Below are 18,318 nucleotides of genomic sequence, written 5' to 3'. Positions count from 1 at the left end.
GCAGTTATCAATTTGTCTTTGTTTAAGCGACAAAACTGTCAGCTTCAAACTCCCGCATTACCGATATCAAGTACTCAACTTCTTGCTGCTTAATTGCGTTATATAAGCTCACACGCATACCGCCGAGACTTCTGTGCCCTGCAATACCATAGACACCACGCTTATCTGCAAAATCTAAAAACGCGGTGGTGAGTTCAACACTTGGCAGCTGAAATACAACGTTCATCAGTGAACGATTTTTTGCTTCCACTTTATTACTAAACAGCCTCGATTCATCAATCGCTTGATAAAGCAATTCTGCTTTGGTTTTATTCTTCTCTTGAATGACTGACAATCCACCCTGTCGTATCAAATCCTTTAACACAAGCTCCATGGCGACCCAGGCAATCACATCAGGGGTGTTATATAAAGACTCTGCTTTTTGCATCGTTTGATAACTTAATATTGCTGGAATATTCCCAGCATTCATCGCATTTAGCATGGTTTTTCTGATAATGACTACCGTCACCCCAGGCAAGCCGATATTTTTCTGCGCTCCCGCATAAATCAGATCATATTTACTAACATCAATTAGTTTCGATAAAAAACTTGATGACATATCACACACCACAGGTAGATGCGCCGCTGGTACAAAAGACCACTGCACACCGTCGATGGTTTCATTCTCGGTATAGTGAATATAGTCATATTCATCATTTAAAGTACCAACCTCAAGATCAATCCCCGTTTTCACCTCGACTTCAATAAATTTTTTAGCTTCATTAATAGCGGCGTTTGCCCAGTAACCACTATTGAAATACAGCGCGTGCCCTTTGCTCTTAAGGTTCATCGGTACCGCAGCAAATTGCGCACTCGCCCCTGCTGGCATCAGTAAAATTTCATACTCCTCATTAAGCGCCAAAAGCACCCTTAGATAGGAGTTAATATTTTCATTTACCTTGGCAAACAAAAGGTCTCGATGAGAAATTGACAGTAATGATACTCCCGTACCCTGGTAATTTTGAATCATCTGGCTTAGTGATGAGTAAACCTGTCCTGACAATTGTGCGGGTCCCGCACAGAAATTAACGTGATACATAAAAATATACTGCATTTAATACATCGATGTCACAAGCCATTACCTTAGAACCAATGCCATCTCCTGCTAGAACTGCTATTGTCTTTTTCATACGCAAAGCCCCCTTTTATGTTTTTATAACTTGTGATCCCACAGTCGCTGTAAAAATATTTGCCAAGGGAGAATCAAAATCCCATCAGTTAATTCCCTTACCTCTTGATCAAGACTCACCGCATAGGTCCTAGCATCAGGATGTTCATCTTTAAACACCTTGAGTCCTTTAATATCACTAAAAAGGCACTTTGCCCTGGAGTTAGGGATAAGTTTAACTCCCTTATATACATAAAAATCTCACTAAAACCAACCATACGCCGCAAAAGTATAACTAAAACGGAATAATAGAGAAGTAAAAATTTTCTTAATTTTTATACCTTAAGCCACAAGGTGACAGGACCATCATTTATCAATGAGACTTGCATATTCGCCCCAAAGCATCCTTGTGCAATCCTTTGGTAACAGGTGGATAAATAGTGGCAAAACTCAGTGAATTTCTCCTTGGCAATTATTGGTGGACAGACGCTCGAAAAACTGGGTCTAAGTCCCCGTTCAGTATTGGCTGCTAAGGTAAATTGTGGGATAAGTAGCAGTTCACCCTTGATATCCAGGAGACTATTATTCATTTTGCCACATTCATCTTCGAATATGCGCTGGTTAAGCAGTTTGTGTGCCATCTTTTCGTAGTGCTTTTTTTGATCGCGCTCCTCAACACAAACCAAAGCCAGAATGCCTGTAGCAATGCTGGCTACAGTCTCTTGTTCAATGGCAACTGAAGCTGAAGAAACGCGTTGGATAAGTGCTAACATGAGAAAGGAAACATTATTTTCAGTGTGAGCTAGCATAGCGTTTTTGATTAGCGCTGTCATTAGACACATAAAGGATGAGTTTCTGGATTATAAAGTTGCTAATAAATCTTGATTTTTTTAGAATTCTTAATTATTATAATCAAGAATTATAATATTGGCGGGTGTGTTTAATGAAAAACAGTTATTTGGGGATAAGTTTTACGTTGCTAAGTGCGTTAATTTATGCTGTTCAAGCTGCGTTAATTAAGGTATTTAGCCTAAATCTTAGTATTCCTATGATCGTATTTAGTCAAAGTTTGGTGGCTCTGCTTATATTGCTACCGTTGATGTTTTATCAACGGCGAAACTGGCAGAGAAACCTGTTTAAAACACAGGTGCTACTCCAGCATCTGGCGCGAGCAGTATTTAGCTTAGGCATTAGTTATTTTTTGTTTATTTCGATTACACATGTCTCGCTAGTGGATGGTGTGCTGCTGGCAAATACGTCACCTTTTTTTGTGCCCTTCATCTTATTTATTTTTGCCAGACAAAAGTTTCAGCATGCGTTGTGGCTACCTCTTGGTTTTGGCTTTTTAGGCGTAGTAATGATTTTAAAACCAGATGCAAACATTATGAGTCCCTATGCGATTGTGGCACTGGGGGCAGGCTTATCCATGGCGCTTTCCATTATTATGGTGCGAAAAATTTCAGCACATGATAGCGGTGTCACAACAGTTTTTTATTACTTTCTGTTTTCAAGCTTGATTGCGGGGGTTATTAGCATCCCATTTTGGCAAGTCGTTTCCATTAAAGCTTTATTGGTTTTGTGCTTAATAGGCATTCTTTTTTTCTTTGTCCAATATCTATTGGTAGTCGCATTAGCGCATATTCAAGCGCAAAGTTTTTCTGTGCTTTACTATGCTAATGTCATTTTTGCAGCTGCTATTGGGATGCTGTTTTTTGCGGAGTCTCATGATGGTCTAACGATGTTGGGAATCCTGCTGACAATCGCTAGCGCCATTGTTATAATCAGGCTCCAGACACAAAGACAAAAGGTGAATAGGTGAGCATAGATGATGCGACAACGCAGTTGCTGGAGTTTGCTATTTGTGACACAGGACTTCTGATTCGTAAGATTTATAATGTACACGCCAAAGAACTCGGTTTAAATGTATTGGATCGTCGTGCGTTAGTGCATGCCAGATTTCGTCCAAAACTCACTCAAATAGAGCTGGCAGGACATCTGGAAATCGAGGCACAAAATTTAATTCGAGTTTTGGATCGCCTTGCCGAGCAAGGGTTAATCGAACGCGTAGCACATGAGAGTGATCGGCGTGCTAAATGCGTTCAGGTAACCAAGCGAGGCTTAGCTGTCTTAGAGGAGCTTGATAAGTCGGTTGCTGCGCATTATGCCGAAATTTTAAGTGATGTCAGTCAAGAGGAAAAAAAATCCCTTATGCTGACACTGGAGAAGCTTAAAGCCAACTTATCCAAAACACTAGAGGAGCTTCAGAACAGTAGTGAAGCAGGTCAGGGATCTAAAGTTTCATAAGATACCCATTCGTTCTGACGGTAGGTAGTAGGGTGGATAAGCCAAAGGCGCATCCACCAATACTCAACCTGTTTGCCCATCCATTCTGCACTGAGTGTTATCTAAGTTGAAACCCCCTTAGCAATAGCTTTTTGTTATGTAGTTGATTATTTTATTTTATTGGCTTGCTTAGTTGTTCTATGTGAGAATTGACCTCGTTGACGGAATAATAGTTGCAATAGGAGCAGATAATGCCAAATCAATATAGCAATAATTTTGAATTAAATGTTTTGAAGAAATATGGAAAACCTGCCGAGAAGGTTTTAAATGATTTGCACGATCAAGGTGTTTCTTATCTTGAGGCCTCGGAACTAATGGGCTACGAGGTGTGGACCGTTAAGCGCTGGTGTCGCCGCTATGGGATAAGCCTGGCACAAAAAGAATTTGCGATGGAAGTAAATAATCGTGAGTTCCTAACCAAATTTCATGAGCAAGAGCTTAATAAATACAATATCCTGAGTCGAAAGTGGGTAGTGTTGCATTAGTCATTGCTAACAAAATTCAAAGCATTGGACTTAGGTAAAAGCACAAACATTTTCCCAAGATTTTTCATGTGTCCTGCATAAAATTCGGCATCTGAACCGCTTCCCCAAAATACATCCCCGCGAATAGCGCCACGGATAGCTCCCCCCGTATCTTGTGCGATTAAGAGTCGGTCAAGCTTATGTATTTTTTGATTGGGCTTATGGTAGGATGAGCTTAACCAGACAGGGGTTCCATACTGGTAAAATTTACTGTCGATCGCAATGGAGTATCCAGGAGTCAATGGTACCCCTTGTGCACCTATTGGATTGCCGTGGCTCAACGTACGGAAAAATACGAAGGAAGGATCATAATTTAAGACTTTATCCGCCTCTTCAGGATGGTCGTAAAGCCATGTTTTAATCGACTGCATCGTGATTTCATTTCGCGGCATGAGTCCATTTTCTATTAAGTAACGACCGATGGGTCGGTAAGGATGCCCATTCTGGCTGTCATAACCAACCAATATGCTGTCGCCATTCTCTAACTCAATTCGCCCTGAGCCCTGGATTTGCAAAAATGTTCTTTCAATGCGTGATCTGACCCAGACGATGACGTCTTTCTTGCTCAAGTAATTATTCTTGGCAATTTCTTCGCGCGTGTAGTAGGGGATGAGCTTCCCATCAACCATGCGACCAAACTGTGTGCCTGAACCTGTTTTTTTCTGAATTAAATCTTTAGGAGTTCGGTAAATAGGCACAGAAAATTCAGCACTGCGATATAAACTCCCCGCGATAGCAGGGGCATAATAACCGGTAAAGAGTCCCTCAGCTTTATCGTCATAGCGCACAAGATAAGGGGTGAAGTTTTTCTCGAGCATTTCTCTGGCGCGGCGATCTGTGTGCGCAGGTGTGCTTAGAATATTTTGACAGCTGTTAATCCAGTCGCGGTTGTAGTTAGTGTTTTTTAAAATTACTTTGCATGAAATTTGTAAAGCCTGATAAGCGTACATTTGATCGCCACAATCCCAATCAGGTAATGCTTGATAATTGACAGGTTCAAAACTAATGCTTGTGCTAGAGAAGACACTTAAGGGCAAAAGCGCGGTTAATAGCATTAAGATTTTTAGCGGTTTTCTCATGGTTAAAAGTTTTTTCTGGCAAAAATTATGCCGCTATTTTGGCGATCATTCATCAGAAGTCAAGGATGATTTTTGTACTTAAAGGATAAGGAGGAACATAAAATAAGGTTTAAAGAGCGCATCGCTTTATCGGGTTGACACACATAGCCATACGCTATTTTCGTTTCCGTCGCTTACGGTTACCTTCCATCTTAAATGCAATATAGGCTCCAATGATGATACAGGTTGAAATAATAGCAATCATGAGTGTTGCCAGAGCGTTGATTTCTGGTGTTGGACCATTTTTAACGGTTGAATAAATATACATAGGCAAGGTTGGATCACTGCTACCTGCAACAAACTCGGTGATAACCAGGTCATCCATTGATAGCGTAAATGCCAGTAAAAATGAGGCGAGTAAGGATGGGATGATTTGTGGCAGGGTAATTTGGAAGAAGATTCTAGCGGGTTTAGCGCCCAAATCCATGGCGGCTTCTTCGATCGAGCGATCGACACTGGCGATACGCGCTTGCATCACAATCGTGACATAGGCGGTACAAAAGGTAATGTGAGCGATAATAATGGTCATCATTCCTCTGCCATGGGGCAAGCCGATCAGGTTTTGCAGTGATGTAAACATTAAAAGCAGCGATACCCCAAGCACAATATCAGGTAGGACTAAGGGGGTAATGACCATGCCGTAAAGAAAGTTTTTGCTTCTAAAGTAGTGAAATCTTGTCATTATATAAGCGACCATGGTGCCTAAAATCGTGGCGGACAGTGAGGCGATAAGGGCAACTTGCAAGCTGATTAACGCTGCACCGATGATGTCACTGTCCTGAAACAGCACCTTATACCAATACAGGGTAAACCCTCCCCATAAGTTGATGATTTGTGATTCGCTAAATGAAAAAAGAATCAAGATGACCAGTGGGATATATAAGAAAGTAAGTCCAAGGATGAGCATTATCTTGCTATAGGAAAAAATGCGCATTATACACTCCCCGAGGCTTTTGCCTGCCGCTGTTGAATTTTTTGCATCCAGATCACAGGAATCACCAGAATGATCAGCAGAATAACTGACATGGCAGCCGACATTCCCCAGTTATTGGCAGTAAAAAATTGCTCCCAGATGATACTGCCAATCATAACGCTGTTTAATCCTCCCATGATTTGTGGCACAACGACCTCGCCAACCGCTGGAATAAATACAAGAAGACTCCCTGCAATAAGCCCTGGCATGGAAAGAGGTAGCGTGATTTTGAAGAAAGTTTGCATGGGTGTGGCGCCCAAATCGGCGGCAGCGTCATTTAAAATGGGGTCAAGCTTAATCAAAGTCGCATAAAGCGGGAGTACTAAGAAAGGTAAGTAGCAATAGACCATGCCAAGGTACATGGAAAAATTGTTATACAGTAAAGCCATGCTTGGTAAACCCAGTCCCATCAGAAAAACATTCAACTGATGATTTCCCAGCAGTGTTACCCAGGCGTAGGTGCGCAAAAGAAAAGACGTCCAGTAAGGGATGATAATCATGATCAGAAAAATAAGTTGTACATTTTTGCGTTTGATATGCGCAAGTGCCAATGCCATGGGATATCCGATTAAAATGCACAGAAGCGTGGTGGTAAATGCCACACTGAGGGAATCAAAAAGCGCGATAAAAACGAGATTAGAGCTTAGCGTTTGCAGATAATTATCAAGATGTAAAATAATATGCAGTGTATGCTCAGCATATTCCAGAATGGCAGTAAATGGAGGGGTGCCATCCGCAGGCAAAGTAAAGCTTATGGTCAGGACAAATAGAAAAGGGACAAGCAAAAACAGCATAAACCATAGCATAGGTACCAGAATGACAAAACGATTCTGCCATTTGTGCACAAGATTGGGATTAAGGTTGACAAGCCACTTCATGAGTACAGCACCATGATATTTTCAGGCTCCCACGTTAAGTAAACCATATCCTCCCAGGTCGGGTGATCGGCATTTCTTTCAACATTAAAGTCCGTGGCTATAACTCTCTTGCCGCTGGTGCTCTCAACGTGATAAGTGGAAAGCCCTCCCATGTAGGCAATATCCTTAACTCTGCCAACAATAGTATTCACAGGGCGCCTGGAATCGTAGTCTCTGGGTGGAGTTTTTGAGATCGATATTTTCTCAGGTCTTAGCCCTATCCATATCTGCTGAGCTTCGACGCCATCGATGCGACGATCCAGTTTAAAAGCGCATTTTACTTCATCGGAATCAATAACGCTTGAATCATCATTGATCTGACTGATTGCCCCCTCAAAAATGGCGCTTTTACCGATAAAGTTAGCGACAAAGCGGGTTTTTGGAAACTCATAGACTTCCTGGGGCGGACTCACCTGTTCTAGCCATCCTTCAGACATAATGCCAATGCGGGTTGCCATCGTCATTGCTTCTTCCTGGTCATGTGTCACCATAATGAAGGTACTGCCCGTTTGTTCCTGAATGTCAACCAGTTCAAATTTCATCTGATCGCGTAAATTTTTATCCAGGGCAGATAATGGCTCATCCAGAAGAATAAGCTTAGGGCGTTTTGCAAGACAGCGAGCAAGTGCGGCTCGCTGGCGCTGCCCGCCAGATAACTGATGGGGCTTGCGTTTTGCCAGGTGTTCCATTTTGATGATTTTAAGGGCAGACGCTGTGCGTGTGATAATTTCAGCTTTGGGGAGTTTGTCCTGCTTTAGCCCGAACATGATATTCTGTTCAATCGTCATATGAGGAAACAAGGCATATGACTGAAACATCATATTGATGGGGCGGTTGTAAGGAGGGATGCTTGTCATATCGACACCATCAATCAGAATTTTGCCATCGGTTGGCTGTTCAAACCCCGCTAAAAGCCTGAGTAAAGTACTCTTGCCGCTGCCGGAGCTGCCAAGCAAAGCGAAAAATTCATTTGGATAAATATCTAAAGAAATGCCATCAACCGCAGTATGTCCATCGTCAAAGCGTTTGACTAAATTACGAATACTGATCAACGGTTTTTTGTGATTAGGTGTTCTCTCCATCGGGCATAAATCCCCCATAGGTTAGCGGTGTTAAAAAATCAGGCTATAGAATAAAGAGGTTTTAGGGAAATAGAAAGCGGATTAGGAATAAATCGGCGATACCTGTGCCAGGGTAAAATAGATGTCGATACGGAGGTGTGTATGAACAAAATTTGGAACAGGTATAAATCTGAGGTTTTTGAGGGAACTGGTTGACGACGCTTTATTTTGCAAGGTATGCTTTGGTTTTATAGGGAATTGAGAAGGAAAGTGGAGCAATGAGTAAGCCTAAATTTATTGCACACAAAAGAAAAATTGATGGAGAATGTCAGTTTCTTCATACTCATTTGTATGAGGTTGGAGAGATTGCTAGTACCTTTTCCAGTAAAATGGGTGCGGAAAATGCTGGCAGGTTGCTTGGTTTGTTGCATGATTTCGGAAAGTACAGCCAAGAGTTTCAACGCTATATAAAGTCAGCTACAGGTGAAATTAACCCTGATGAGGATGATTATGTTGATGCTAAAGGGATGAAAGGGAAAGTCGATCACTCAACAGCAGGTGCTCACTTGGTTTGGCAGAAGCTGAAACGTATTGGTGGTGCTGGGCAAGGAGAGCTGTGTGGTCAAATGCTGGCTTTATGTATTGCCTCTCATCACAGTGGTTTAATCGATTGTTTTGGAATTGATGATAAGCCTGTATTTTCTGATCGTATGAGTAAGGCTGATGAGAAAGTAAACCTTGACGAGTGTCGGCAGGTCGCAGAGAAAGAGATACTTGATAAAATTGAGCAAATTGCAAATGTTGAGTTGGTAAAAGGTCTGTTTGATAAACTGAAAGAGTTTGTCAATTTTGAAAAGCCATCGATGATCGATTACTTTAACCTGGGATTTTTCACCCGCTTTTTGTTCAGTTGCCTAATTGATGCTGACAGACTCAATAGCGCTGAGTTTGAAGATCCTGTCAGATTAAAAGAGCGCCTAGGAAAGTCAGGATCAATTAATTGGGACGTTGCTATTGGTCGCTTGGAAAATTATCTTTCGGGGCTGTCAGTGCGAAACTATGTAGATGAATTGCGTCGGGAAATTTCCGATAACTGTAAGAGTAACGCGTATAAGTCCCAAGGGCTTTATACGCTAACTGTACCAACAGGTGGAGGTAAAACTTACGCCAGTTTACGTTACGCTTTACATCATGCTCAGCATCACGGATTGGAGCGTATTATCTATGTTATCCCATACACGTCTATCATTGAGCAAAATGCTAAGGTGATACGCGAAGTGGTAGAGCATCGAGATGATGCTAGGTCGTGGGTATTGGAACATCACTCTAATTTGGAGTCTGAACAGCAAACCTGGCACGCCAAACTGGTATCGGAAAACTGGGACGCTCCCATTGTTCTGACCACTATGGTGCAGTTACTGGAAACCTTGTTTAGTGGTGGAACCAAAGGTGTTAGGCGTTTGCATCAGTTAGCTAAAAGTGTGCTTGTTTTTGATGAGATTCAGACATTGCCAATTAATTGTGTGCATATTTTTTGTAACGCAATGAATTTTTTCGTGCAGCGTTGCGATACTACGGTAGTGCTTTGTACAGCGACTCAGCCTTTACTGAACGAATTAAAAAAACCTGATAAAGGGCAGTTAGTCATTCCCCAAGAAAATGAACTGGCAGGCGACTTTGATAGGCATTTTATTGAGCTTCGGCGGGTACGTATTTATAACCAAATAAAGCCTGGTGGTTGGAATGTCGCAGAGATATCTACACTGGCGGTAGAGCAGCTCCAGATACACGGGAGTTGCTTGGTAATTGTCAACACCAAAACATGGGCGCAGGAGTTGTATCAACGTTGTGTCGAGCAGGTGAATGCATCGTCTTTATTCCATTTAAGTACAAATCAATGTCCGCGTCATCGCAGGATTTTCCTATATCTAATTAAGAAGCACCTGAAGCATCGAAAGCCCGTGCTTTGTATCTCAACGCAACTGATTGAAGCAGGCGTTGATGTGGACTTTGCATCTGTGATACGCTTCTTGGCAGGTTTGGACTCTATTGCTCAGGCTGCAGGACGCTGTAATAGGAATGGCAATCTGAAAGATGAGCAAGGAAATTTGATCAAAGGGCAGGTTTTTATTGTGAACCCGGACAGTGAAAGTACAGGAATGCTGAAGGAAATTGAAATAGGCAAAGAGAAGGCGAAGAGGGTTCTTTCTGAAGGGTACAAGGGTGCCTCGGGCCTCATGATAGATTTTGTATATCCATACACAAAATCGAATCGGCTATCCTCGGCGGTATAAATTTTGCCCGGGCCGTCCGCCTCAACGTCACAGACTTCGCTCTGGCGCCTTCGGCACGTCGCTTGCTGATCAACAGCGCAAGGCTACCCGGGTCTACTCGCCCTCGCGTTCCGCTATCCATGGCTCGCAGCGGAAGATGTATTGTCACCGGCAGCGATCAAGCAGTATTTTCGCTATTATTTTTTTGATCGAGCAGATGATATGAGCTACCCCTTGAAAGGAAAAGATCACAGGAACGATAGTTTGCTCAACCTGTTAAGTTCTCGCATCGGATGTAATTCAAATTTTTCTGATCGTGAAGGGAAAGTCCCCCTCTTGCGACAGGCTTTTATGGAGGCGGGTAAACAGTTTAAGGCTATCGACGCTCCAACCCAGGCAGTCATTGTACAATATGGTAAGAAGGGGCAAAAGCTGGTAGCTGAGCTTTGCTCTGTAGCAAAGGAGTTTAATGCTCGTCGCTACTATCAATTGTTACGACAAGCGCAAAAATATAGCGTGAATGTCTTTCCTAACGTTTGGGACAAACTAAAAAAGGAGAAAGCAGTGCACGAAATTCAGCCTGGGCATGGCATTTACTACCTGGATGAGATGTATTACAGCAAAAGTTTTGGTCTTGGAACCGAGTGCGTAGGTATGATGACAACTCAGATTTTATAGGAGGTAACGTGAAAAACATTATTAGTTTCAGACTTTGGGGACGTTACGCTTTATTTACCGACCCAATTACCAGGATTGGTGGGGAAAAATGCTCTTACCATGTGCCTACTTATGAGGCGATTAAGGGTGTTCTCAAGTCAATCTATTAGAAACCAACTATCGTTTGGCATGTGGATAGGGTTCGGGTAATAAAGTCCATTCGAACTCAAACCAAAGGCACTAAACCTCTGGTTTGGGGTGGTGGAAATAGCTTGGCTATATATACCTTTCTGCACGAAGTTGAGTATCAGGTAGAGGCACACTTTGAAATGAACAAGTATCGTCCTGAATTGGCAGCGGATCAAATTGATGGAAAACATTTTGCTATCGCAAAGCGCATGCTGGAAAAGGGTGGGCGGCAAGATATTTTTCTTGGTGTAAGAGATTGCCAGGGTTATGTAGAGCCTTGCGAATTTGGAGAAGGTCTTGGAGCCTATGACAACATTGATGAGCTATCGTTTGGTTTGATGTTTCATGGTTTCGATTACCCGGACGAGACGGGAAAAGATGAATTTCATAGCCGTTTTTGGCATGCCGTTATGAAAAATGGTGTTGTGGAATTTCCAAGACCAGGGAGTTGCGAAATTCGTCGTTTTATTCGTGAGATGAAAGCTAAAGAATTTGTTATCGGAGATAACTTGCTGGATGTGGATACAGAGGAGGCATCGTTATGAGCTGGATGGCAAAGCTTTACGAGACCTATGAAAAAGCTATGACGCTGGATTTGCCGGAAGAAAAGCAGCTAATGCCGACAAGCCATACTATGCAGAATGCCCATATAAATATTCAAATAGATCTTGATGGAAATTTTATAGGTGCAAAAGTTTTAGAAAAGACGCAGATCATTTTGCCATCTACAGAAAAGTCTGCAGGAAGAAGTAGTGGCGAAGCACCACACCCTTTAGCGGACAAGCTGCAATATGTTGCAGCCGACTATGAAAAGTTCGGTGGGAAGAAAAAACCTTATTTCGATGGATATCGGTCACAAATCAGAGAATGGTGTAACTCTGGCGTGAGTCATCCAAAGGTTCAAGCGGTATGCAATTACATCATTAAGCAGACTGTGATAGAAGATCTAATAAACGCTAAAGTTTGTTATATGGATGAAAATAATCGGCTTTTAACCTCTTGGCCATTTGAGGTAACAGATGAAAATCCTTTGCCTTTAATATTCAAAACCCTACCGAAGGAAAAAGGCGAACTGGATCAGGGTAACGCAATGGTTTGCTGGAGTGTTATTACTCCAGGCGACCTATTTCCAGATACTTGGAAAGATAAATCAATACAACAGTCATGGATAGCTTTTGATGCCGAAGGTTCAGGGAAGGATGAGCTTTGTTATGTATCTGGACTATTGCAACCCTCAGCCTCAAATCATCCCGCAAAGCTTAGACATACAGGTGATAAAGCAAAGCTGGTATCAGCCAATGATACATCCGGCTTTACTTTCCGTGGTCGATTTACAGATGGAGAGCAGGTTGCGAACGTCGGTTTTGATATTACCCAAAAAGCTCATAATACATTGCGTTGGCTGATTGCTAATCAGGCTAGCAAGAATGGAGATCAGGTGGTGGTGGCATGGGCAGTATCAGGCAAACCTATCCCTGCTCCATTGGTGCCAAGTCTGGAGCTGGACAATTTCGAGGAAGTTACTGATGATGGAAAAGATTCATTGGCTACTGAAATTAATGTAACGAGCGACCTTGGACAAAACTTTGTCAAAGCGTTAAATCGATACATGGCAGGTTATTTCGATGGTCGCATCGCCAGACTCAAGGATCAGGAAAGCATCGTTATTATGGGGCTGGACTCTGCCACTCCTGGACGTATGGCGATTATTTATTATCGCGATTTTATGGCTAAGGATTACGTGCAAACTATCGAAAAATGGCACAGCCATTTGGCTTGGCCGCAGCGGATTAGCAAGGAAGTCGAGTCAGGTAATAATAAAAAGCCAAAAACAACAGTGTTTTGGTCTGTCAGTGCTCCTTCACCTTGGAATATATTGCAAGCTACCTATGGTGATATGGTGAAAAGCAATGAAGCGCTTAAAAAGAGCCTTTATGAAAGGATGATGCCCTGTATTTTGGAAGGCAGAGCTTTACCTATGGATATTGTCAACCTGGCTGTCAGTCGAGCCAGCAACAGAAACAACAGTGAACTTTGGGAATGGGAGAGAAACCTTGGTGTCGCCTGTGCGCTCTATCGCGGTTTTCACCACCCAGAACGCCAACCCAATTTAAATAAAAGGAGAGAATATGCTATGTCACTTGATATGAAATATACAGGGCGGGATTATCTATTTGGGCGGCTGCTGGCAGTAGCTGAAATGATTGAGGAAATGGCAATATCTATTGCGGGAGAAAAAAATCGCACTACACATGCTAGTCGTTTAATGCAGCGTTTTGCTCATCATCCGGTATCAACTTGGCAGAGTATTCGCGAAGCTTTGACTCCATATCAACAGCGGTTACGTGTTAAGTTGCCACCTTTAGAGGCTGCTTACAACAGATTGTTGGACGATATTTGTGATGCTTTTACTCGCTTCCTCAAAAGATAAGTTAAGCGGGGAGTACCTATTGGGCTTTCATTGCCAACGAAAATGGTTAAGGGAGCATAAGTTGGAAAAGGGTGTGTGGGTAACCAAATCCGAAATAGAATTAACTACCAATGAAGGAGAGCAACAATGAATTCACTGAGCAAAAAAATCGATTTCGCCATTATTTTTTCCGTAAAAAACGCTAATCCGAACGGTGATCCTTTAAATGGTAACCGGCCACGTACAGATTATGATGGTTTTGGCGAAGTTACAGATGTATGTTTGAAGCGAAAAGCAAGAGATCGCCTCCAAGATGCGGGCCAGGCTATTTTTGTTCAGTCAGATGAAAAGAAGACGGATGAATATCACAGTCTTCGAGCCAGGGCTGAAGGTGTGCTAGGTAAAGATGTTTTAAACGCTAAAAAAATCAAGCCAGAAACTGCTGCAAAAAAAGCTTGTGAAACTTGGTTCGATGTGCGTGCTTTTGGACAACTATTTGCTTTTAAAAGTGAAGAAAAGGATGGGGTATCAATTCCTATCCGTGGTCCGGTGAGTATTCATTCGCTGCGAGCCATGGAGAGCGGAACGCGAGGGCGAGTAGACCCGGGTAGCCTTGCGCTGTTGATCAGCAAGCGACGTGCCGAAGGCGCCAGAGCGAAGTCTGTGAAACAGCTTTATCCAAACCGCCGAGGATAGCCGATTCGATTTTGTGTATGGATATACAAAATCTATCATGAGGCCCGAGGCACCCTACGGCTTTCAGTATTGAGCCAGTAAGCATTACCAGTACGCAAATTACCAAAAGTGTTAGTGGTGATGGCGATGGCAGTAAAAAAAGTTCCGATACCATGGGTATGAAACACAGAGTCGATACTGCTGTTTACGTTGCCTATGGCGCGATGTCGCCGCAGCTAGCCGAAAAAACTGGTTTTAGCGATGCGGATGCAGAGACCATAAAATCTATATTCCCAAAGTTGTTTGAGGGTGATGCTTCTTCTGCAAGACCAGAAGGCTCCATGGCGGTGGAAAAACTGATCTGGTGGCTGCATAATTCCAGATCGGGGCAACACTCATCAGCAAAAGTACATCGATCGTTAACGGTGAATCCTGATGGAAGTTTCTCACTTGCTGATCTTGAAGGTCTTAAGCCTGAAATAATTGATGGATTTTAAATTGGACGATTCTCTCCTGATCCCCCTCTCTGCTTTGCAACACTATGCTTTCTGCCCCAGGCAATGCGCTCTTATTCACAATGAGCAGGCATGGGCTGAGAATTGGTTGACCGCACAAGGACAGCAGTTGCATCAGCGAGTGGATAGCGGGGTGCCTGAGACGCGTAAAGGTATACGTTATGAACGTGGTGTGCATGTATCAGCGCCTAAGATTGGGTTGATTGGCAAGCTTGACCTTGTTGAACTTGATACTAAAACAGGTTCATGTTTTCCTGTTGAGTATAAACGTGGGAAACCTAAGGAAGATCATATTGATCTTGTGCAGTTGTGCGCGCAGGCGTTGTGTCTGGAAGAGATGCTTAATACAGTCATTCCTCGCGCAGCAATGTGGTATTGGCAAAGTCGTCACCGAATTGATGTTGAATTAACGAAGGCTTTACGTGATGAGACTTTACAGATTGTTGATGAAACGCGTCTTTTGTTGCAGGCTGGTGTTACACCGAAAGTTAAATATGAAAAAAAGTGTAATGCCTGTTCCTTATATGATTTATGTAATCCAAAGTTGACGTTCAAAGATAAAAGTCAGCTGTATGTTAATGCTCTTTTCAGGGAGGATTTGGATTGAAGAAATTACAAAACACCCTTTACATTACTAGGCAGGGCGCTTATTTGCACAAAGAACGTGAAACGCTTGTTATTGAAGTCGCAAAGCAGAAAGTAATGCAGTTACCTATTCATGCTATTCAGGCAATTTACTGTTTTGGCAATGTAATGCTATCCCCCTTCTTACTGGGATTTTGCGGTGAAAACAATGTTCACCTTGCTTTCTTTACCGAGTATGGACGTTTTCTTGGACGATTGCATGGTAGACAAAATGGTAATGTTATATTGCGTAAAACACAGTATAAAATAGCCGAGCTCAATCCCGTGGCTATTGCCAGAAATGTTATTGCTGCCAAGCTTAATTCATCTCGTGCGGTACTTTATCGTAGGGTGCGAAATCATGACCAAAATAGCGAAGTCGAAAATGCCATTGAGAAAATAAGCTATGCACTTCGCCGCTTGCAAAAAGCACAAAGTCTAGAGCTTATTTTAGGTTTAGAAGGCGAGGCGGCATCTGCTTACTTTGGTGTTTTTAATGAATTAATCCTACCTGTGGCTCGGACAGATTTTCAATTTAATACTCGTAGTCGTCGTCCACCATTAGATCCTGTAAATGCAATGCTATCATTTTTGTATAGCGTCGTCGGTAATGACATCAGTGCTGCTTTGCAGGGGGTTGGGCTTGATCCACAGATGGGATTTCTTCATCAAGTGCGCCCCGGTAGAGATAGTTTGGCACAAGATATTTTGGAGGAGTTTCGTGCCTGGTTTGTTGATCGTATGGTGTTGAGTTTAATTAATCGACGTCAAGTGAAACCTCAGGACTTTGAAATTGAAGTGGGTGGTTCTGTAAAACTCAAGGATGATACCAGAAAACTATTGCTTGTAACTTTACAAATAGGGTGCCTCGGGCCTCATGATAGATTTTGTATATCCATACACAAAATCGAATCGGCTATCCTCGGCGGTATAAATTTTGCCCGGGATTCTACTCTACGCCTTGGGTAAAAGCTGTTTCACAGACTTCGCTCTGGCGCCTTCGGCACGTCGCTTGCTGATCAACAGCGCAAGGCTACCCGGGTCTACTCGCCCTCGCGTTCCGCTCTCCATGGCTCGCAGCGACCGTAAGCAGGAAACGATCCAACACCCATTTTTGGGTGAAGAGGTGCAAATCGGGTTATTGCCACATGTTCAGGCACTTTTATTGGCGCGGCATTTAAGAGGTGACTTGGATGCTTACCCACCATTTATGCCTAAATAGAGGGTTCTAATGGTCTTGTTAAAACAGCCTGTGCGTTTACGTGAGTTTTAAAGTGAATAAAAACACAGGCTATTCGGGAGAAGCAGATGCTTATTTTAATCACTTATGATGTATCACTGAAGGAAGAAACTGGCGTTCGGCGTTTAAGAAAAATTGCAGAGACCTGTCAGGATTATGGGGTTAGGGTGCAAAACTCAGTATTTGAATGTGACATAAGCCCCGATCAATGGTGTGTGTTGAAAATGAAACTTTTGGATAGTTATGATCCAGAAATGGATAGCCTGCGTTTTTACAAATTGGGCAAAAATGGTCGCAATAAAATAGAACACTATGGCGCTAAGGCAGTTGCAGATGTGTTTAAGTCGGTGCTGTTGTTATAAATTTCCCCGTGAATTCTGCAAGCTCGATGTTTAACAGTTCAAAAGTATAACTACTTGTGCGCTAACCACTTGTCCTCATTACTTGCCAATGGGGTTGGCGGGTATATTTCTACTTGTGTTTATGTGTCAATATGATATTTTGTCACCTGCATAGATGCAATGGAAGCGTAGGTTAGCGAATTTACGTACAGAACGTATGTAAAATCAAGTACCATTTTCTATGCTGTCGCACCCCGTGTGGGTGCGTGGATTGAAGGAAACATTGTGTTATCATTATCCACTTCGCATGACGTCGCACCCCGTGTGGGTGCGTGGATTGAAGGAAACATTGTGTTATCATATTCAAAGGCAAAGCTTAGGTCGCACCCCGTGTGGGTGCGTGGATTGAAGGATCAATCACCCGTTGCAAAAATACCTGCTATCACGTCGCACCCCGTGTGGGTGCGTGGATTGAAGGCGTCATACCGTATGCAATCAGATTTAGGATGTTCGTCGCACCCCGTGTGGGTGCGTGGATTGAAACACGCAGCATCCTAAGCTGGGATTTACTATTTTGGGTCGCACCCCGTATTGGTGCATGGATTGAAACATTGCCTCGGATATTGCCGTGTATGATCGCCTGCAAAACTGGAATTCTGAAAAAGATAAGGACCTTTTACAGACTCATGGCATGTTGATGTCAGGTTTGATCGATAATCCAGGGCGCTATCGCCATCACAGCGTTGGCGTGATGTCAGGAAAGAGAGTTGTGCATATGGCACCTTCGGCAAAACGAGTTCCAGTATTGATGCGAAGTCTGTTCCAGTGGTTAAAAAACACAGAGACTCACCCATTGATTAAACTTAGCACAGACAAAGCGGATTCAGCGCCATTTATTGAATTTATGTTACATCGTGTGATGGAGTCACTGACACGTGTCACCCCTCAAGTCAAAAAATTATTGGAGGTTGCACAAGAGGAAATGGCAGCATTAGAAATTCAAGGTAAATTAAATTTAAAAGATCGAAAATCGTTTCGTTTACATTATCTTGACCCTGCCATGAGAGCAGGCGTAATTGAGATGACGATTCCAGAACGACCAAACAGTCGTTTACAAAAATATCGTTTGACAGAGCTAGGACGCATGGTGACACAAAAATAACGATTGAGGCTGAACCCTTTTTTTGGGGGGCTGCTGGAAGTTCTTTAAAAATCAAGCCTTTAGAGTATGACTAAAAAATAAGGGTTTTTATTGGCAACGCGTCAGCAACCCTTTATTTTATCTGCGCTTTAATCTAAAATTTTGCAGTC

Annotated in this window: 20 protein-coding genes and 1 pseudogene; 14 read left to right on the top strand and 7 right to left on the bottom strand. The window is 42.8% G+C overall.

The annotated features are described in order from the left end of the window. Window positions 1-22 precede the first annotated feature (22 nt). The 3 genes from serC to dtd form a co-directional block, all read right to left on the bottom strand. Window positions 23-1,078, bottom strand: coding sequence for a 3-phosphoserine/phosphohydroxythreonine transaminase (gene serC / locus CU053_RS00170; RefSeq protein ID WP_158106874.1), 1,056 nt, complete (start codon window positions 1,076-1,078; stop codon window positions 23-25). A 114-nt stretch (window positions 1,079-1,192) separates the two neighbouring features. After that, entirely contained in the window at window positions 1,193-1,327 is a 135-nt protein-coding gene (locus tag CU053_RS06530; protein ID WP_267901786.1) for a hypothetical protein, read from the bottom strand. A 155-nt stretch (window positions 1,328-1,482) separates the two neighbouring features. Next, window positions 1,483-1,920: a D-aminoacyl-tRNA deacylase gene (dtd, locus tag CU053_RS00165; protein ID WP_100551454.1), complete on the bottom strand. Its 438-nt coding sequence runs from the start codon at window positions 1,918-1,920 to the stop codon at window positions 1,483-1,485. Window positions 1,921-2,090: 170 nt separating this feature from the next. Here dtd and CU053_RS00160 point away from each other — a divergent pair, with 170 nt between their 5' ends. The 3 genes from CU053_RS00160 to CU053_RS00150 all read left to right on the top strand — a co-directional run bounded on the left by CU053_RS00160 (window position 2,091) and on the right by CU053_RS00150 (window position 3,975). Then, window positions 2,091-2,966 carry a DMT family transporter gene (locus tag CU053_RS00160; RefSeq protein WP_100551432.1) on the top strand — a complete coding sequence of 292 codons (876 nt, stop codon included), beginning with the start codon at window positions 2,091-2,093 and terminating at the stop codon, window positions 2,964-2,966. Further along, the gene (locus CU053_RS00155) at window positions 2,963-3,451 is read left to right on the top strand and encodes a MarR family winged helix-turn-helix transcriptional regulator (RefSeq protein ID WP_100551433.1); all 489 of its coding nucleotides are present in this window, start codon (window positions 2,963-2,965) and stop codon (window positions 3,449-3,451) included. The genes CU053_RS00160 and CU053_RS00155 overlap by 4 nt, the downstream gene beginning before the upstream one ends. A gap of 230 nt (window positions 3,452-3,681) precedes the next feature. Next, on the top strand, window positions 3,682-3,975 hold the full coding sequence (locus tag CU053_RS00150; RefSeq protein ID WP_100551434.1) for a helix-turn-helix domain containing protein: 294 nt from the start codon (window positions 3,682-3,684) through the stop codon (window positions 3,973-3,975). On the opposite strand, the gene mltA is transcribed toward CU053_RS00150, so the two are convergent. The 4 genes from mltA to CU053_RS00130 all read right to left on the bottom strand — a co-directional run bounded on the left by mltA (window position 3,972) and on the right by CU053_RS00130 (window position 8,122). Next, the gene (mltA, locus tag CU053_RS00145; RefSeq protein WP_100551435.1) at window positions 3,972-5,093 is read right to left on the bottom strand and encodes a murein transglycosylase A; all 1,122 of its coding nucleotides are present in this window, start codon (window positions 5,091-5,093) and stop codon (window positions 3,972-3,974) included. The two genes, CU053_RS00150 and mltA, sit on opposite strands and share 4 nt — an antisense overlap. A 154-nt stretch (window positions 5,094-5,247) precedes the next feature. Continuing rightward, complete coding sequence (locus tag CU053_RS00140; protein ID WP_100551436.1) at window positions 5,248-6,066, bottom strand: ABC transporter permease; 819 nt, start codon at window positions 6,064-6,066, stop codon at window positions 5,248-5,250. Then, window positions 6,066-6,983: an ABC transporter permease subunit gene (locus CU053_RS00135; protein WP_100551437.1), complete on the bottom strand. Its 918-nt coding sequence runs from the start codon at window positions 6,981-6,983 to the stop codon at window positions 6,066-6,068. The genes CU053_RS00140 and CU053_RS00135 overlap by 1 nt, the downstream gene beginning before the upstream one ends. Next, window positions 6,980-8,122: an ABC transporter ATP-binding protein gene (locus CU053_RS00130; RefSeq protein WP_233263288.1), complete on the bottom strand. Its 1,143-nt coding sequence runs from the start codon at window positions 8,120-8,122 to the stop codon at window positions 6,980-6,982. The genes CU053_RS00135 and CU053_RS00130 overlap by 4 nt, the downstream gene beginning before the upstream one ends. A gap of 239 nt (window positions 8,123-8,361) precedes the next feature. Here CU053_RS00130 and cas3 point away from each other — a divergent pair, with 239 nt between their 5' ends. From cas3 to CU053_RS00075, 11 genes and pseudogenes are all read left to right on the top strand, one after another. Continuing rightward, window positions 8,362-10,377 (top strand): CRISPR-associated helicase Cas3', encoded by a 2,016-nt coding sequence (gene cas3, locus CU053_RS00125; protein ID WP_199244163.1) that lies wholly within the window; start codon window positions 8,362-8,364, stop codon window positions 10,375-10,377. A gap of 141 nt (window positions 10,378-10,518) precedes the next feature. Next, complete coding sequence (locus CU053_RS00120; RefSeq protein ID WP_199244162.1) at window positions 10,519-11,034, top strand: hypothetical protein; 516 nt, start codon at window positions 10,519-10,521, stop codon at window positions 11,032-11,034. Then, a pseudogene (gene cas5c, locus CU053_RS00115) lies at window positions 11,001-11,747 on the top strand (type I-C CRISPR-associated protein Cas5c). Before CU053_RS00120 ends, cas5c begins: the two are co-directional and overlap by 34 nt. Then, entirely contained in the window at window positions 11,744-13,633 is a 1,890-nt protein-coding gene (gene cas8c, locus CU053_RS00110; RefSeq protein WP_199244159.1) for a type I-C CRISPR-associated protein Cas8c/Csd1, read from the top strand. Before cas5c ends, cas8c begins: the two are co-directional and overlap by 4 nt. Before the next feature lie 126 nt (window positions 13,634-13,759). Then, window positions 13,760-14,308, top strand: a complete 549-nt coding sequence (locus CU053_RS00105) for a CRISPR-associated protein (protein ID WP_199244158.1) — start codon at window positions 13,760-13,762, stop codon at window positions 14,306-14,308. A 98-nt stretch (window positions 14,309-14,406) separates the two neighbouring features. After that, window positions 14,407-14,784 carry a type I CRISPR-associated protein Cas7 gene (locus CU053_RS00100; RefSeq protein ID WP_233263298.1) on the top strand — a complete coding sequence of 126 codons (378 nt, stop codon included), beginning with the start codon at window positions 14,407-14,409 and terminating at the stop codon, window positions 14,782-14,784. Next, on the top strand, window positions 14,774-15,409 hold the full coding sequence (gene cas4 / locus CU053_RS00095; protein WP_100551439.1) for a CRISPR-associated protein Cas4: 636 nt from the start codon (window positions 14,774-14,776) through the stop codon (window positions 15,407-15,409). Before CU053_RS00100 ends, cas4 begins: the two co-directional genes overlap by 11 nt. Then, window positions 15,406-16,395 (top strand): type I-C CRISPR-associated endonuclease Cas1c, encoded by a 990-nt coding sequence (cas1c, locus tag CU053_RS00090; RefSeq protein WP_158106873.1) that lies wholly within the window; start codon window positions 15,406-15,408, stop codon window positions 16,393-16,395. Before cas4 ends, cas1c begins: the two co-directional genes overlap by 4 nt. Before the next feature lie 100 nt (window positions 16,396-16,495). Further along, complete coding sequence (locus tag CU053_RS00085) at window positions 16,496-16,648, top strand: hypothetical protein (RefSeq protein ID WP_199244157.1); 153 nt, start codon at window positions 16,496-16,498, stop codon at window positions 16,646-16,648. Window positions 16,649-16,734: 86 nt separating this feature from the next. Beyond that, complete coding sequence (gene cas2, locus CU053_RS00080) at window positions 16,735-17,028, top strand: CRISPR-associated endonuclease Cas2 (protein ID WP_100551441.1); 294 nt, start codon at window positions 16,735-16,737, stop codon at window positions 17,026-17,028. Between the two features lie 607 nt (window positions 17,029-17,635). After that, window positions 17,636-18,169, top strand: coding sequence for a Fic family protein (locus CU053_RS00075; protein WP_158106872.1), 534 nt, complete (start codon window positions 17,636-17,638; stop codon window positions 18,167-18,169). The last annotated feature ends 149 nt before the right edge of the window (window positions 18,170-18,318 follow it).

It is taken from the genome of Caedibacter taeniospiralis (assembly GCF_002803295.2).
Classification (GTDB): Bacteria; Pseudomonadota; Gammaproteobacteria; order Francisellales; family Francisellaceae; genus Caedibacter; species Caedibacter taeniospiralis.
The sequence above is the reverse complement of the archived record's forward strand: the minus strand, read 5'-3'. Positions and strand labels throughout refer to the sequence as shown.

Coding starts and splice junctions, on each gene's coding strand:
- serC (WP_158106874.1), bottom strand. CDS start 1,078: ATGTATCACGTTAATTTCTGTGCGGGACCCGCACAATTGTCAGGACAG.
- dtd (WP_100551454.1), bottom strand. CDS start 1,920: ATGTTAGCACTTATCCAACGCGTTTCTTCAGCTTCAGTTGCCATTGAA.
- CU053_RS00160 (WP_100551432.1), top strand. CDS start 2,091: ATGAAAAACAGTTATTTGGGGATAAGTTTTACGTTGCTAAGTGCGTTA.
- CU053_RS00150 (WP_100551434.1), top strand. CDS start 3,682: ATGCCAAATCAATATAGCAATAATTTTGAATTAAATGTTTTGAAGAAA.
- mltA (WP_100551435.1), bottom strand. CDS start 5,093: ATGAGAAAACCGCTAAAAATCTTAATGCTATTAACCGCGCTTTTGCCC.
- CU053_RS00140 (WP_100551436.1), bottom strand. CDS start 6,066: ATGCGCATTTTTTCCTATAGCAAGATAATGCTCATCCTTGGACTTACT.
- CU053_RS00135 (WP_100551437.1), bottom strand. CDS start 6,983: ATGAAGTGGCTTGTCAACCTTAATCCCAATCTTGTGCACAAATGGCAG.
- CU053_RS00130 (WP_233263288.1), bottom strand. CDS start 8,122: ATGGGGGATTTATGCCCGATGGAGAGAACACCTAATCACAAAAAACCG.
- cas3 (WP_199244163.1), top strand. CDS start 8,362: ATGAGTAAGCCTAAATTTATTGCACACAAAAGAAAAATTGATGGAGAA.
- cas8c (WP_199244159.1), top strand. CDS start 11,744: ATGAGCTGGATGGCAAAGCTTTACGAGACCTATGAAAAAGCTATGACG.
- CU053_RS00105 (WP_199244158.1), top strand. CDS start 13,760: ATGAATTCACTGAGCAAAAAAATCGATTTCGCCATTATTTTTTCCGTA.
- cas4 (WP_100551439.1), top strand. CDS start 14,774: ATGGATTTTAAATTGGACGATTCTCTCCTGATCCCCCTCTCTGCTTTG.
- CU053_RS00085 (WP_199244157.1), top strand. CDS start 16,496: ATGGCTCGCAGCGACCGTAAGCAGGAAACGATCCAACACCCATTTTTG.
- cas2 (WP_100551441.1), top strand. CDS start 16,735: ATGCTTATTTTAATCACTTATGATGTATCACTGAAGGAAGAAACTGGC.